At 46.4% G+C, this 14,881-nt stretch carries 14 protein-coding genes and 2 pseudogenes; 14 read left to right on the plus strand and 2 right to left on the minus strand.

Going from position 1 to position 14,881, the window contains the following annotated elements; all coding sequences use genetic code 11:
- The first annotated feature begins 3 nt into the window (after positions 1 to 3).
- The 8 genes and pseudogenes from IEW11_RS17175 to IEW11_RS17210 form a co-directional block, all read left to right on the plus strand.
- Complete coding sequence (locus IEW11_RS17175) at positions 4 to 903, plus strand: DMT family transporter (RefSeq protein ID WP_188532291.1); 900 nt, start codon at positions 4 to 6, stop codon at positions 901 to 903.
- A 142-nt stretch (positions 904 to 1,045) separates the two neighbouring features.
- Positions 1,046 to 1,585 carry an RNA polymerase sigma factor gene (locus IEW11_RS17180; RefSeq protein ID WP_229725380.1) on the plus strand — a complete coding sequence of 180 codons (540 nt, stop codon included), beginning with the start codon at positions 1,046 to 1,048 and terminating at the stop codon, positions 1,583 to 1,585.
- Positions 1,578 to 2,795, plus strand: coding sequence for a hypothetical protein (locus IEW11_RS17185; RefSeq protein ID WP_188532292.1), 1,218 nt, complete (start codon positions 1,578 to 1,580; stop codon positions 2,793 to 2,795). Before IEW11_RS17180 ends, IEW11_RS17185 begins: the two co-directional genes overlap by 8 nt.
- Positions 2,796 to 2,922: 127 nt before the next feature.
- Entirely contained in the window at positions 2,923 to 3,117 is a 195-nt protein-coding gene (locus tag IEW11_RS17190; protein ID WP_188532293.1) for a hypothetical protein, read from the plus strand.
- Between the two features lie 195 nt (positions 3,118 to 3,312).
- Positions 3,313 to 3,894, plus strand: coding sequence for a cysteine hydrolase family protein (locus IEW11_RS17195; protein WP_188532294.1), 582 nt, complete (start codon positions 3,313 to 3,315; stop codon positions 3,892 to 3,894).
- A 38-nt stretch (positions 3,895 to 3,932) separates the two neighbouring features.
- Entirely contained in the window at positions 3,933 to 5,387 is a 1,455-nt protein-coding gene (locus IEW11_RS17200; protein WP_188532295.1) for a nicotinate phosphoribosyltransferase, read from the plus strand.
- 250 nt (positions 5,388 to 5,637) lie between these two features.
- On the plus strand, positions 5,638 to 5,862 hold the full coding sequence (locus IEW11_RS17205; protein ID WP_188532341.1) for a hypothetical protein: 225 nt from the start codon (positions 5,638 to 5,640) through the stop codon (positions 5,860 to 5,862).
- A pseudogene (locus IEW11_RS17210) lies at positions 5,778 to 6,059 on the plus strand (transposase); the annotation flags it as partial. The gene IEW11_RS17205 and the pseudogene IEW11_RS17210, both read left to right, overlap by 85 nt.
- A gap of 132 nt (positions 6,060 to 6,191) precedes the next feature.
- Here the strand turns inward: IEW11_RS17210 and IEW11_RS17215 are convergent.
- Positions 6,192 to 6,959, minus strand: a complete 768-nt coding sequence (locus tag IEW11_RS17215) for a hypothetical protein (RefSeq protein ID WP_188532297.1) — start codon at positions 6,957 to 6,959, stop codon at positions 6,192 to 6,194.
- Between the two features lie 205 nt (positions 6,960 to 7,164).
- On the opposite strand from IEW11_RS17215, the gene IEW11_RS17220 reads away from it, so the two are divergent.
- The 3 genes from IEW11_RS17220 (at position 7,165) to IEW11_RS17230 (ending at position 10,669) form a co-directional block, all read left to right on the plus strand.
- A complete protein-coding gene (locus tag IEW11_RS17220) occupies positions 7,165 to 8,721 on the plus strand; it encodes an ABC-F family ATP-binding cassette domain-containing protein (RefSeq protein ID WP_188532298.1) in 1,557 nt (518 codons plus the stop codon).
- 166 nt (positions 8,722 to 8,887) lie between these two features.
- On the plus strand, positions 8,888 to 9,670 hold the full coding sequence (locus IEW11_RS17225) for an SDR family NAD(P)-dependent oxidoreductase (protein ID WP_188532299.1): 783 nt from the start codon (positions 8,888 to 8,890) through the stop codon (positions 9,668 to 9,670).
- Between the two features lie 90 nt (positions 9,671 to 9,760).
- Positions 9,761 to 10,669, plus strand: a complete 909-nt coding sequence (locus tag IEW11_RS17230; RefSeq protein WP_188532300.1) for an aldo/keto reductase — start codon at positions 9,761 to 9,763, stop codon at positions 10,667 to 10,669.
- Positions 10,670 to 11,346: 677 nt separating this feature from the next.
- Here the strand turns inward: IEW11_RS17230 and IEW11_RS17235 are convergent.
- Entirely contained in the window at positions 11,347 to 12,243 is an 897-nt protein-coding gene (locus tag IEW11_RS17235; RefSeq protein ID WP_188532301.1) for a LysR family transcriptional regulator, read from the minus strand.
- A 119-nt stretch (positions 12,244 to 12,362) separates the two neighbouring features.
- Between IEW11_RS17235 and aroC the strand changes: the two genes are divergently transcribed.
- From aroC to IEW11_RS17250, 3 genes and pseudogenes are all read left to right on the plus strand, one after another.
- Complete coding sequence (gene aroC, locus IEW11_RS17240; protein ID WP_188532302.1) at positions 12,363 to 13,418, plus strand: chorismate synthase; 1,056 nt, start codon at positions 12,363 to 12,365, stop codon at positions 13,416 to 13,418.
- A 98-nt stretch (positions 13,419 to 13,516) separates the two neighbouring features.
- Entirely contained in the window at positions 13,517 to 14,479 is a 963-nt protein-coding gene (locus IEW11_RS17245) for a D-2-hydroxyacid dehydrogenase family protein (RefSeq protein ID WP_188532303.1), read from the plus strand.
- Positions 14,480 to 14,674: 195 nt separating this feature from the next.
- A pseudogene (locus IEW11_RS17250) lies at positions 14,675 to 14,854 on the plus strand (bifunctional 5,10-methylene-tetrahydrofolate dehydrogenase/5,10-methylene-tetrahydrofolate cyclohydrolase); the annotation flags it as partial.
- Between the last annotated feature and the right edge of the window lie 27 nt (positions 14,855 to 14,881).

Genomic DNA, 14,881 nt, shown 5'->3' on the forward strand with positions numbered 1-14,881 from the left:
CTTATGTCAGGTACAAAAAAGTTAATCGTACATCCATATATTTTACTGCTTATCGCTGTGCTTGCCGTAGCCGTTTCTTCAATTATGATTAAAGCTTCTTCTTCACCTACTTCAGTTGCAGGTATGTACCGGCTGTTCATGACTGTAGTGATTATGCTGCCCATTGTACCATGGAAGCTGATCAAAACCATTCGTCTCAGCGGCAAGGAATGGATGATTTTATTGTCAGCGGGATTTTTTTTGGGATTACATTTTCTGTTGTGGATGGAATCGCTCCGGTATACTTCCGTTGCCAGCTCCATGGTGATTCTAAGCTTACAGCCCTTTTTCGTCATGATCGGAGCCTATTTCCTTTTTAAAGAGCGAATAACGTTAGGGATTAGCATATGTATGGCGATTGCTGTCGCGGGTTCGGTTGTGATTGCATGGGGCGACATCGGCCTTTCACAAGAAGCGATCTGGGGGGATATTTTATCCTTACTCGGTACGATCGCCGTAGCGGCTTATATGCTTGCCGGGCAAAAGATTAGCGATAAAATCCCTGCCTATCTCTACAGCGTGCTTGTATTTTTTATTGGCGGATTCGTTATGTTTCTCTACAATCTGGCGATCCAGGTACCACTTACCGGATATCCGTCATCGGAATGGATGTATTTTCTGTTATTAGCGATTATCCCAACGATTTTCGGGCAGTTGATATTTAATCTGCTGCTGAAGCACATCGGCGCCACGACTGTCTCGATGGGGATTATTGGAGAGCCTATACTTGCGATTATTATGGCATACATCGTCCTGCATGAAACGATCGGGCTTTCGCAGGCTTTTGGAGGAGTTCTCACAATAATGGGGATGGGAATGTATTTTTATCTGAAATCCTTAGCATTAAAACCACGTATCAATTAGAACAATTGTTTGAGAATTGCTAGCTGTATAAAGACAACAGGAGCAGGCGCCGCGGCGGCCTGCTTTTTTGTCTGGAAAATAAAGCAAAGGAAAATAGAACCAATTGCCGGTTTGCATTGTCTAATCTATGGAGGTGAACGCGGTGGAAGAAGCCTATTGGAAATATCTTGAGCACATGGATTCTGAAAGTTTCCGGCAGCTCATGGTGACATACGGTCAGGATGTATGGAACTTGGCGTTTTTAATGACCAAACGGCATCATCTTGCTGATGATATCACACAGGATGTATTTCTGAGAGCCTATAAAGCGATCGGTACGTTCCGGGGAGCATCCAGTATTCGAACCTGGCTGTTATCGATTACCCGGAACATTTCCATTAATTATTTACGCACGGCATTCGTCCGAAAAGTGATGCTGACCGAACGATTATCCGTTAGAGAAACGAGTCCGTCAGCCGAGAAAGTGGTGCTGGCGCACGCTTTGTCGGACGAAATTTGGGAGGCTGTACTACGGTTGCCCTTGAAACTGCGGGAAGTGCTGGTGCTGCATGTGAAATACGAGATGACGACCAAAGAAATCGCGGACGCTCTCCGCATTTCGGAGGGTACAGTCAAATCCCGCCTGGCACGTGCCAGGCGCAAAATGTCTATAAGCTGGAAGGAGAGTGCCGCATATGAGTGACAAGACGCCGGATTGGTACCAAAAATTGAAGGGCGAACCACTTGTTGAAAAGACATTTACGGTGGACAGCATTCGCCGGATTGAACAAAAAAGGGCGGAATGGGAAAAACGCGGAAAAGCAAGGACAAATCATATCCGCCGTGTATTCGTCATGTGCGCGGCATCTATACTGCTCGTTCTGCTGCTTGGTATTTCCCTGGAGCATGACCGTCTTGGGAAATGGGTGTCAGATATCGGTTCGACCTGGTCCACCGAGCCGGGCTCTATCACGCCGCCGGCTGGAAAGCCCGGTCCGGATGCTGTTCCGCCGGATACGATTGGGCCAGATACTGCTGAGCCAGAACCGTTTGATCCGGATCAAACGGAGACTGATAACCAAACGCAAAAGCCTGATCCAACTCAAACGGATGGCCGTGTGCATGTGAAGAGGATGGACGGACTTCTAATGGAGTATCTGCCATTTAACACCGAAGAAGTGCAGAGTATTTCGCTGTGGAATAATCGTATCGGCGAAGAGATCATCATTCCAGATGAGCGTGAATATGTGATTACGCAAGCTTTGAATTGGCTGGATATTGCGAAGGCCCGCGTGGAAGAAGCAGCTGGTTCTGAGCCGGATCTGAAGCTGCGCTTCCACTTGAAGAACCATGTGTATGCAATACCTTATAATCCTGATAATAACGCACTTGATCTGGGCGGGGGCCAGTATTACGCTGATGATCGAACTTTGCTGTTGATCAAGTCGCTCATGGATCCTAATAGCAGACTGGCTGTGTTGGATCAAACATTGGAACAAGCACGCGTGCCAGCTGAGGACGGCTCCTCCGATGAGAGCAAGCTGCCTGATTGGGAGAAGCTGAAGATAGACGGAAAAGATTATAACAGTTGGGAGATGGAACTTAAAGGCATGGCATTCGACAGTGAGACTCTTTATTATGATTCGGTGATTGAGCGGGTTGACGGCGTCCGGGAATACGGGCAAGGCCGCATCATACAGCTTAGCCGTTTGATCGTCTTTCTGAACAGTGACTATAAAACGACCGATGGCGTGGGTGTAGGTCTCAGCGAGGAGGAGGTATTACAGCTGCTGGGTATGCCGAATCACCGTACACAGACATGCTGGAGTTATGCAACCGGCGATTATCTGACATTTCATCTGTACTTCGAAGCGGGTTTTGTTAAAATGATGGCGCTCAGTCAGCCCGCGTGACAGATTGCTGTGAAGGTTTTTCTATTCTTAGTGTCGAATATTGAAAGTAAGGTAACTTAAACTAGGAGAGTGATAATACTTGTGTTTCAAATGCAGCGACGGCTATGGTTATGAATGGGAGATTGCCATGTTTAAACCGGGTTTTATTCTTTCAACAGATGCCCACATCGCAGCGGCTATTCATGAAAGGACAACAATCACCGCCTGGATAGAAGGCAAGCTTACCGAAGACAGTGGTATGATCGAGAGCCAGAACGAAGCAACCGTTAAAATAAACGGTGTAAACTATGTGAAAGCTGAATGCGAATTTCGAGTGAAATAAATCATACATTTATCCCCATAGTTAGCTGGATCCATTTTAACTTGGCTGCCTGACGTTCGATGCCGGCAGCTTTTTCCGTTTATTTTTCCCGAAATATAATATCAGGAGATATAATGTCGTTCCTATGGTTAATACTCGACAGTAGGAACGCAACCGAAGCTTAAATACTTTTATAATAAAAAGGAGAGGGTTACAATGAATAAGGCATTAATTATCGTGGATATGTCCAACGATTTCGTGCATGAAGACGGAGGCTTGACCGCGGGTAAACCGGCTCAGGAGCTTGTTCCTTATATTATTGATCTGGCCGATTCCTTTCTTGCTAATGACGATGTTGTCGCTGTCGCGATGGACGCCCATCAGGAAAATGACGATCACTTTAAATTATGGCCTGTACACAACGTCATCGGGACTTGGGGGCAGCAATTATATGGCGGACTGAAGGAATGGTATGTAGCAAATGAACACAAGGACAATGTACTTTATATTCCAAAAATAAATTATAACGCCTTTTTCAAAACAGATCTGGCGGAAGAATTAATGGCGCGCGGCATCCAAGAAGTTCATGTCGTAGGCGTGGTTACGGAAATTTGCGATTTTGCCACGATTGCCGGGGCGGATGCGCACGGCTTTAGAACGGTATTACATAAACGCGGTGTTGCCACTTTCACTCATAACGTGCCCGCTCTTGCAGGCATGCTAAAAGATGGTTATGTTCCTGCAGATCTACTGATTGAGCTGATGAGAATGTCGTTTCATACTGCCGTGATTGAATAATCAGGGCGAGCGAACCACTAAACAGAGGAGTTGTCATCATGTTTCACGTATCTGAATACGAGGATTTCGGCCTGCATGCAGACAAATATGCCATAAATATGGCCTATGCGGCCTGGAAAATGAGAGAAGGAGATCAAATACGCGCCTTCGACCTGTATTACCGCCATAATCCATTTCAAAACGGGTACGGCGTTTTTATTGGTTTGGAGCGGGTCGTACGGTATCTAAGCAGCTTGACGTTTTCCGAAGAGGATATCGCGTATTTAAAAGAACAGGAGGAGGGATACGAAGCGGGTTTCTATGATGTGCTTCGCGCTTTTCGGTTTACCGGGGATGTTTACGCGGTGAAAGAAGGCAGTTATGTTTTTCCCAATGTGCCGCTGATGAAAGTCATAGGGTCAAAGCTACAGGTCTACCTCATCGAAGCCGCCCTATTAGGATTTATTAATTTTCAAACCTTAATTGGGACTAAAGCAGCCCGTATTCGCCATGTTGCACAAACCGAAACGCTGCTGGAGATGGGGCTGCGCCGCGCTCATGAGGCTGATGCCAGCATATGGGGCGCAAGAGCGGCCTATCTCACAGGGTTTGATGCGACAAGCAATATGCGCGCGGGAAAATGGTTTGGAATCCCGACAAAAGGCACAATGAGCCACGCCTGGGTTCAAGATGGGGACGAGCTGGAGCAATTCCGTAAATATGCACAAGTACATCGCGATAACTTCACACCGCTTGTCGATACCTATGATACGCTCCGGAGCGGTATTCCGAACGCCATCATTGTAGCGAAAGAGCTTGAAGGCTTGGGGCATCGGATGAAAGATGTGCGCATCGACTCGGGGGATCTGGCTTATCAATATTTCAATGGGCGCGCGATGCTCGATGATGCAGGCCTTGGATACTCGGGCATGATCGCTTCGGGTGATCTGGATGAGCAATTAATCGTATCCCTTAAAAATCAAGGCGTTAAATACGACAAGTTCGGGATCGGTACGAAGCTGAGCACAGCTTATGATCAGCCATCACTTGGCGGCGTGTATAAATTAGTCGCAAAAGAAGAAGACGGCGTATGGATTCCAACGATTAAAATATCTGGCACGCCGGAGAAAGTGTCCACCCCAGGCAACAAAGCTTATTATCGCATATTCGAAAAGGAAACGGGTAAGTATGCTGGCGATTATATAACACTTCACGATGAAATCATTGACCCGTCTGAGCCCCTAACTCTCTATGATCCGCAGCATACGTTTGCCAAAGTCATGAAACCGCACCACTATGAAGTACAGCCAATGCTTCAGCCTATTTTTAAGAGTGGTCAACAACTCATTACGCTGCCATCGTTAACGGACAGCCGTCAGTATCATGCACAGGAGAAACTAAAGTTTTGGAGCGAATACCTTCGCACGATTAATCCGGCGCGCTACCGCGTAAGCTTGAGCGATAAACTTTATTCCACCAAGCAAAAAATGATTCAAGAGAGGGTAGACCGGTGAGGTAAAAGCTTTGGTTTTACCGCAATCACTGCGCAGTCGAATGTTCTTCCGATCGCTGTTGTTCCCGGATTCCCTTGAATAAATAGGCCGAGGTGGGAATCCGGGAACAAAGGCGACCGCTGACGCTTCTCCAGAATCATTCGATCTGCTTCGTTTAGGCGTAACCGTTTCTTTCCTACAAACAAACCAAAGAAGCCTTTCCTTGTTAACATGTAAGTACAACCAAACATGAACAAAGGAGAGGCTTCCTATGTACATCGAATATACCATGGACCAGCTTACTTTGCCCATGGAATTGCAGGAAGATATCCCCGATAATCATCTCGTCCGCGTCATCAATGATGACGTCAATCGCCTACCTATGAAGATCCAAGGAACACACACGCGCTTTGGAAGACAGCTATTAGCAAGATCGACAACTGGACCTACATGGCTGAGGAAGACAGCTGGGTTTGCCCGGCGGGTCAGCGACTGACCTTCCGAAGAGTAAGTCAAGAGTGGACCGAGCGCGGTTATGAAATCCGCCAACGTCATTACCGGAGCAGCGTTTGCCAAGGATGCCCGCTGAAACCTAGCTGCACCAAAGCGGCAGGCAATCGGGAGATCAAGGCTAGCATGGAGTATCTCCGCCATAAACAAATGGCAAGAGAGCGTTTGAAGAGTGAAGAAGGCCGCAGTTGACCGAAGACGAGAAATGGCGCCACGGATAGGAGACCTGTGACGCCATTTTTACCGTTTTAGAGGTACCTATCAAGCTTCAATATCTCATTGAAGATCCCTATTGGGACAGCCTCTTCTTTACAGTTATGAATCCATCTTTTTGATTTTTGCAGGATTGTTGATTTTGTATGGGACAGGATGTTTAGTGAGCTTTTTTGCTACAATTTTCCCTACAAAGCTGATCATGTCCCCGATTTCCAGTTCCATTTTCTTAAGTGTGGCGCTATGGCTCGACCAGGCTGTTCCGATTTCAGTTAGAGGATCTGTAATCGAAACCAATTCATAGATGACCACTTCGTCATCATTATCGGAGAAATGATTCGGTACCGTTGTAAACTCCTTTACGGTAGCGGTCATTTCAACCTTGTCTTCAGGAAGCTGAACTTTTTGTGCCTTTTCTTTTTTTGTTTTGTTCTTTGGGGACGTTTCAACCTTTGGTTCTTCAACCTTAGCCGCTTCGACTTTAGGCTCCTCGATCTTGGTTTCCTCAATAGGTTCGGTTTCTTCTTGCCTTGCAACCTTAACCGCTTCTTCTTTTACTTCTTCTGGATCTGCTGTTTCCTTTGCTGCAGCCGATAGCTTCTGGCCGTAATTCGATGCCTGCATCTCCTTCAGGAATGAGGGGTGGATACAATGACGTTGTTTGTTATCGAATTCAATGACAGCAGTTATTTTATCAGCAAAACCGATAATACTGCAGGAGAGATTCATGCCATATCCTTTGTAGAAAAATTCTTTTGTTTTGCTGGCTTTCTCAGATAGCAAGCCCCATTCTTTACATTTTGCTATTTGCTCTGCTTCGTTTTCAAAGGTGTTATACATGCCCGGCTCGATAATGAATGTATATTCCATCTATACTCCGCCTTTCTGTTGTTCAGAGATATTGTATCATTTTTGGCTCGTTTGATCATTATTTTGAAATCGCCCGGGCATGGTGATTCATAAAAGCATGTATAAGAGAAGCGCAAGACGTGAGAACCTCTGAATCCCATGTTGAGTTGTTCTCTCCTTACGTTTATAATGGTACGAGAATATTTTAGAAGAAAAGGTGTCATTCATGAGCATATTAAACGTAGAACGACTTAGTCATGGTTTTGGAGATCGCGCGATCTTCAACGACGTATCATTCCGCCTGCTCAAAGGCGAGCATATCGGTCTCATCGGGGCTAACGGCGAGGGCAAGTCCACTTTCATGAACATTATTACAGGCAAACTCCAGCCGGATGATGGCAAGATCGAATGGTCCAAACGTATGCGTGTCGGATACCTCGATCAGCATGCAGTGCTTAACAAGGGCATGACAATCCGCGATGTTTTAAAGGGAGCTTTCCAGTATCTGTTCGATATGGAACAAGAGATGAACGACATGTACGCCAAGATGGGCGATGTATCTCCGGAGGAGCTTGAACAGCTGCTCGAGGATGTAGGGACGATTCAGGATACATTAACGAATCAAGATTTTTACATGATCGATGCCAAGATTGAAGAAACCGCCCGCGGTCTTGGACTTACCGATATTGGGCTGGATAAGGACGTCAACGACCTAAGCGGCGGACAGCGGACGAAGGTATTGCTGGCAAAACTGCTGCTTGAAAAGCCTGATATTCTGCTTCTCGACGAGCCTACGAACTATCTCGATGAACAGCATATTGAATGGTTGAAGCGTTACCTGCAAGAGTACGAGAGTGCATTCATTCTTATCTCACACGACATACCCTTCCTGAACAGCGTCATTAACCTGATTTATCATATGGAGAATCAAGAATTAACCCGTTATGTCGGTGATTACGATCACTTCCTGCAGGTCCATGAAATGAAAAAGCAGCAGCTTGAATCGGCCTTTAAGCGGCAGCAGCAGGAAATCGCCGATTTGAAAGACTTCGTAGCACGCAATAAAGCCAGTGTTGCCACGCGGAACATGGCGATGTCCAGACAAAAGAAGCTCGACAAGATGGAAGTCATCGAGCTGGCCAAGGAAAAACCGAAGCCACAGTTCAACTTCAAAGATGCCAGAGCTTCCGGTAAGCTTATTTTCGAGACGAAAGATCTCGTCATCGGTTATGACAGCCCCTTGTCCAGACCGCTCGATCTCCGTATGGAACGCGGTCAGAAGATTGCGCTTGTCGGTGCGAACGGGATCGGTAAAACGACACTGCTGCGGAGTATTTTAGGCGAGATTCAAGCTCTGTCCGGAACCGTTGAGCGTGGAGAAAACCAATACATCGGCTATTTCGAACAGGAAATGAAGGATGCGAATTACAATACATGCATCGAGGAAGTATGGAAGGAATTCCCTTCTTACTCGCAATTCGAAGTGCGCGCCGCACTGGCCAAGTGCGGCCTCACAACCAAGCATATCGAGAGTAAGATAGCTGTACTCAGCGGCGGCGAGAAGGCGAAGGTACGCCTGTGCAAGCTGATCAACCGCGAAACGAACCTGCTCGTGCTTGATGAGCCGACCAACCACTTGGATGTAGATGCTAAGGATGAGCTTAAGCGTGCCCTGAAGGCGTACAAAGGCAGCATTCTGCTGATTTCCCATGAACCGGAATTTTATCGCGACGTCGTTACAGATACTTGGAACTGCGAATCTTGGACGACGAAGGTGTTTTAAAGTATAAACTACAAAAAGCCTATCTAATCCTTAGTGATTAGGTAGGCTTTTTTTGTCTGAACGATCCTCCGATACATTTTTGAGTTGCTTTAACAAATGATGAATGATAACCTCCTCCTATATGGGGTGGTTTTTCTCATAGTGATTGAAGTCAGGAGGCGTTAACATGGATCTGAATTTACAAGGAAAGACTGCTTTAATTACAGGAGCCAGCAAAGGGATCGGGTTTGAAACTGCTCTCCGATTAGTTATCGAAGGAGCTAATGTAGCAATCTGTGCAAGAAATGAAGATGATCTTACAGCAGCGGCTGGACGAATATTAGAACGGACAGGTAAACAGGTGCTTTGCATCAAGGCGGATGTCTCGAAGGAAGAGAACTGTGAACGAATCGTATTGCAGACGGTTGAAACTTACGGCGGGCTAGACATTCTAGTCAATAATGCCGGCACCTCCTCCGCTAAGCCTTTTGAACAAGTGGAGACTGAGACATGGCAGCACGATCTGGATCTCAAATTATTCGGTGCCATTCATTGTTCCCGTTATGCGGTTCCTTATATGCGTCAAGCCGGAGGCGGGGCGATCGTGAATGTTACGGCATCCGGTGCCAAAACCCCATCTGCTTCATCACTGCCCACCACAGTCAGCAGAGCTGCAGGGATGGCTCTCACCAAAGCAATGAGTAAAGATCTGGGTCCCGATAATATTCGCGTAAATACAGTTTGCATCGGATTGATTCGGAGTGATCAGATCGAAAGAGGCTGGCAAGAAACCTCGTCCGAACTTACATGGGAGCAATACTCAAGCAAGATGGGCAAGCAGATTCCCTTAGGCCGTATTGGGGACACGGATGAAGCAGCTAATGTCATCACATTTCTCGTGTCCTCAGCGGCTTCTTATGTTACAGGAACCTCCATTAATATAGACGGGGGCGCATCTGGGGCTCTGTGAATGCTATAGGAGAACGAATAATCTCATGGAGCATTACATGTTCAATATGGTGCATAGAGTATGGGCTGCGCTTAGGAAGGGTGAAGAACATTGAACAAAAATCGTTTGGGATTATCTGAACTATACATCAGTGAAATGGGATTAGGGTGTATGTCCTTAGGGACAGATGAATCAAAAGCGATCCCGATCATCCAAGAAGCTTTGGAGCAAGGTATCAATTTCTTGGACACAGCTGATTTGTATGATGCCGGTATAAATGAAGAGATTGTAGGTAAAGCCATTCACAATCGGCGTGCGGATGTCATTTTGGCTACAAAGGTCGGTAACCGCAGAGAGGCAGGAGTGGAAGGATGGTCATGGGATCCATCAAAGCAATACATTAAAACGGCGGTTAAGGAAAGCCTTAGAAGGCTGCAAACGGATTACATCGATTTGTATCAGCTGCACGGAGGCACTTTGGATGATCCAATAGACGAAACGATTGAGGCTTTTGAAGAGCTTAAAGAAGAAGGTTTGATTCGTTACTACGGGATCTCCTCGATTCGTCCCAATGTCATTCGGGAATATGTGAAGCGTTCGAATATTGTCAGTGTAATGAGCCAGTATAGTATTTTGGATAGACGGCCTGAGGAGGAAATACTGCCGCTGCTGCAAGAGCATGGGATCAGTGTGATCGAACGAGGGCCATTAGCGAACGGTATCCTAACAGATAAAGGACGCATGAAAGCTGAAAAAGGCTACTTGGAGTACAGTAGGGAAGAACTGCTGGCACTGCTTGATCAACTGCATAATCTGACTGGCAGCACCAGGGATATTGCTCATTTCGCACTGCGCTACCCGCTGTATCATCCTGCAGTTGCTGCAGCTATTCCAGGAGCGAGTTCCTTGAATCAGCTCTTACATAACATTGCATCATTCGGTTCAGAGCGGCTCACGATGGATGAGTACGAAAAAATTCGGCAGATTAGCCGACCGAATCAATATACGCTGCACCGGTAACTAGAACCAGTGAAGATGATGCAATCGACAAACATTTTTATTTCCGCGCTCAGCGTGGATTTTTTTATTTTGCTCACCTATCCGAACTGTATCTGTTACTTTCTTAATGGAAATTGTTGACAATAATCTAGATTCGGAGACGATAAAGTTATCACGTTATAATCTGGCTACAAACCAGACAGAAGAGGGGATACGTTCATTAGGTCTGGAGCAGCTTGGAGCTGATGCGGTTAACTCGGCGTTAATTGAAGGGAACCTGGCGTACATTTTGCAGTGAGATTTGAGGGTCCAGCATCGGAAAAGGAAGAACAGATGAATTAATTAATAATATTAAATATTAATAACATTAAATAAAATCTCTGTGTATCGTCGTTATAATGAACAGGCGAGGTAATAAACATGCATGAATCAGTGTTATTATATAAAAAGATTGAAACGTTAAGAAAACTCGAAACAATCGGTTATCAGATCGCATTTTACGTGCTGCAGGATGAGAATCTGGCCATCGCGGCAACCAAGAAAACGTTACTCGTACTGTTCGAGGAGAATAGCTTTTTCCACAAGCCGCTCCTGGATCAGAAAGAAATCATGAAAAAAGTAATCATAGAAATTCGTTTGCGGCTAAACAAAAAATGTTATAACTCGGAGCAGACGCCGCGGGTCTGCTCCTTTGTCTATTATAAGTTAGTATTGAGATCTGCAGTCAGCATTTCCTTAAACCGATTTGCAATAAGCGTTAAAGAACCTACTCTCCTTGTTGCGATTCCAACGGAACGTGTAGGAATCGGCTCTCTTGTCTGCAATGCAAAGAGCTTTCCTTGTTCGAGCAAATCTTGTACAAAAGAGTGGGTTACAAAAGCCGCCCCATAGCCTCGCTGAGCAAACTCCGTTAACATGTCTAGGCTGCTTAGTTCGATATCCACTTCCGAATGCAAGCCCTGGGAGGATAACCATTGTTCAACGAACGCTCTCGTGCTGCTCTCTTGAGACAACAGCAGGAGCGGTATCTTTATCATGTCTTCAGTAGAGATTGATTGCTTTGTTAACGAACGATAAGCTTGACCGACGACAAAACAATCTTGAATCGCAAGCAGGTGATCAACATTGAGGTCGTCATCAAGCAGCGGAAGATGAACAAGTCCAAGATCAATCCGGCCTTCTTTTAATCGGTTTCTAATGTCAGAGGTTTTTCCTTGGGTAAGACGGATCCGGACATCCGGGTGTTCCGCATGGAATTGATCCAAGACCGGCAATAAGAGATGTTTAATAACCGGCCCGTTTGCTCCGATTCGCAGCTCCCCGGCTGTCAGTTCCCTTAATGAACGAATTTTGTTCTCGCCCGCATCAATGAAGGAGAAGGATTTCTCCACATATTCAAGCAGCGCCGAACCCTCGGTCGTCAAGGCAACTCCTTTGGACATCCGGTCAAACAGCTTCACCCCAAGTTCCGCTTCTAACTGTTTGATGGCATAGCTTACTGAAGGCTGTGTAATATGAAGCTCATGCGCAGCTTTCGTTAGATTTCCTAATTTAGCGGTATGAAGAAATATACGATACCATTCCATATTCATCATAATGATATAGATCCTCTCTATGGAAGTCTGCTATTATTCTGATTTCATTTATCGCACTTTCAAAATTATAATTGAAATACAGTGTATACGCAAAACAACTTAACAGGAGGGCATCAATTATGGCAGGAAATTCTTTTGGGGACGTATTTAAAATAACCACTTTTGGGGAATCGCATGGTGAGGCAGTGGGTGTCATTGTGGATGGGGTTACTCCAGGGATTGACATTGACGAGCAGTATATTCAAGTACAGATGGACCGGAGAAAACCCGGACAATCATCCGTAACCTCTCCCAGGAAAGAGTATGATGTCATCCAGATTTTATCCGGTATATTTGAAGGAAGGACAACCGGAACGCCGCTGTTCATTATGCTGCACAACAAAGACATGAGACCCGAAGCGTATGATGACATTAAATCTGCATTCAGGCCAGGACATGCTGACTTTACGTACTTACAGAAATACGGCATTCGCGATCATCGAGGCAGCGGCAGGGCCTCAGGAAGAGAAACGGCAGGCAGAGTGGCAGCTGGGGCAGTCGCACGAAAATTGCTGGACAATAGAGGCGTTAGTGTGGTCGCCTATACAACCGAGATTGGCGGCATCAAGTGCACAACATTGGATGAATCCACAATTGAGAAAAATGCCGTACGGGCCTGCGATCCGAATGCGGCCGCTGCGATGATTGAGAAAATAGAGCATTTGGCATCCATTGGCGATAGCGTCGGGGGCATCGTGGAGTGCAGAATAAGAGGGGTAAGTCCAGGTCTTGGAGAGCCTGTATTTGATAAGCTGGATGCTGAGTTGGCTAAGGCAATGCTATCCATTGGGGCGATAAAAGGAATTGAGTTTGGTGCAGGCTTTGCCGCCTCCGAAATGCTGGGTAGTGAGCATAATGATCAGATGGGGAATCATGGGTTTTTGAGCAATCATGCAGGAGGCATTGTGGGAGGGATTAGCACGGGAGAAGAGATTGTATTTAGAGTCGTTGTAAAACCTACCTCCTCGATTTCCGTTCCCCAAAAAACGATGGATACAACAGGAAATGAACGAGTTATCGTGACTAAGGGCCGACATGATCCGTGTATTTGCCCGAGAATTGTGCCCGTCGTGGAAGCCATGGCCTGTATTGTCTTAGAGGATCAATATAAACGTCAAGCAGCTATGCATGGATAGTTATTCAAAAAAGGATATCACAATTTGCTTATTGAATACTTATAATTATTATCAAAATGATTTTATTGACTTAATAAGAACAAGGAGATCCGGATCTGATGACTTATAAATGTGCGGTACTCGACGATTATCAGAATGTTGCTCTTTCCATGGCTGATTGGTCTACAGTGACCGATCGGGTGGATGTGACCGTGTTTAACAGACATTTCGAGACGGAGGAAGAAGCAGCCTCGGCCGTCGGTGATTGCGACATCATCGTTATCATGCGTGAGCGAACGCCATTCCCCGCGTCTATGTTTGCTCGTCTGCCGAAGCTTAAGCTTTTAATCACAACCGGGATGCGAAATGCTTCCATCGATTTGGCCGCGGCAGCCAGATATGGTGTCGTCGTCTGCGGTACGGAAGGCGCCGGAGAAGGGACTGCGGAATTGACATGGGCCCTTATTCTCGGGTTGGCAAGGAATCTGACAGCTGAAAATGCCGCACTGCGCACGGGCGGACCTTGGCAAAGCAGTATCGGAGTAGATCTGTACGGTAAAAAGCTGGGATTGCTGGGCTTGGGACGAATCGGAAGTCGGATCGCCCGGATCGGGCAAGCCTTCGATATGGAAGTGATGGCATGGAGTCAGAATTTGAAGGAAGACAGAGCATGCTCACTGGGGGTGCGGCTTGCAGCATCAAAAGAAGAACTGCTGGCTGAAAGTGACTTCGTCTCGGTCCACCTGGTACTAAGCGATCGAACGCGCGGCCTCCTCGGAGAAGCGGAATTGGCTCTCATGAAGCCAACCGCCTTTTTGATCAATACCTCGCGCGCTCCCATCGTAGACCAATCGGCATTGCTTGAAGCGCTCCGCAGCGGCCGGATCGCGGGAGCAGGTCTCGACGTATTCGAACGCGAACCTTTGCCCGAGCAGGACAGCTTTCGCACGCTGCCGAGCGTACTCGCCACACCGCACATCGGCTATGTGACGGAGGCGAGCTATCGGGCTTTTTACCGGGGCATCGTGGAAGACATTGCAGCTTTCCTTGGCGGTTCTCCCATCCGGGAATTGAAAAACTAGACCATGTCTTTTTCGTTACAGTAGGGGGTCAGAGTGCATTTGACGTGGAACATTCATTTTGTAGATCCCAGCCTTGACCGTATCAAGATGGACGCTGATTTCACCAGTGAAGTTGTTGAAAAAAACACATAGATAATTAGCCGTACGCCTGGGCAGAGGTAAGGGGATTTCCCCTTGCCTCTTTATGTTTTTACTGATTGGATTAAACCTGGTACCGTTATATTAGAAGCCGGTTACAATGAGGGCAATATTGGGGAGGTCGATTTTGAAGCTTGCTGCATTAATGCTTCCTCTATTACACCGGTGCCAGCAGGGGTATGTCCAGTGACCATTGCTACATTGCTAAAACATACGGTTGAAGCAGCTGAAAAATAGGTCTAATCGTTAATTCCAAGCGGATAA

It is taken from the genome of Paenibacillus abyssi (assembly GCF_014640295.1).
GTDB classification, from domain to species: domain Bacteria; phylum Bacillota; class Bacilli; order Paenibacillales; family Paenibacillaceae; genus Paenibacillus_D; species Paenibacillus_D abyssi.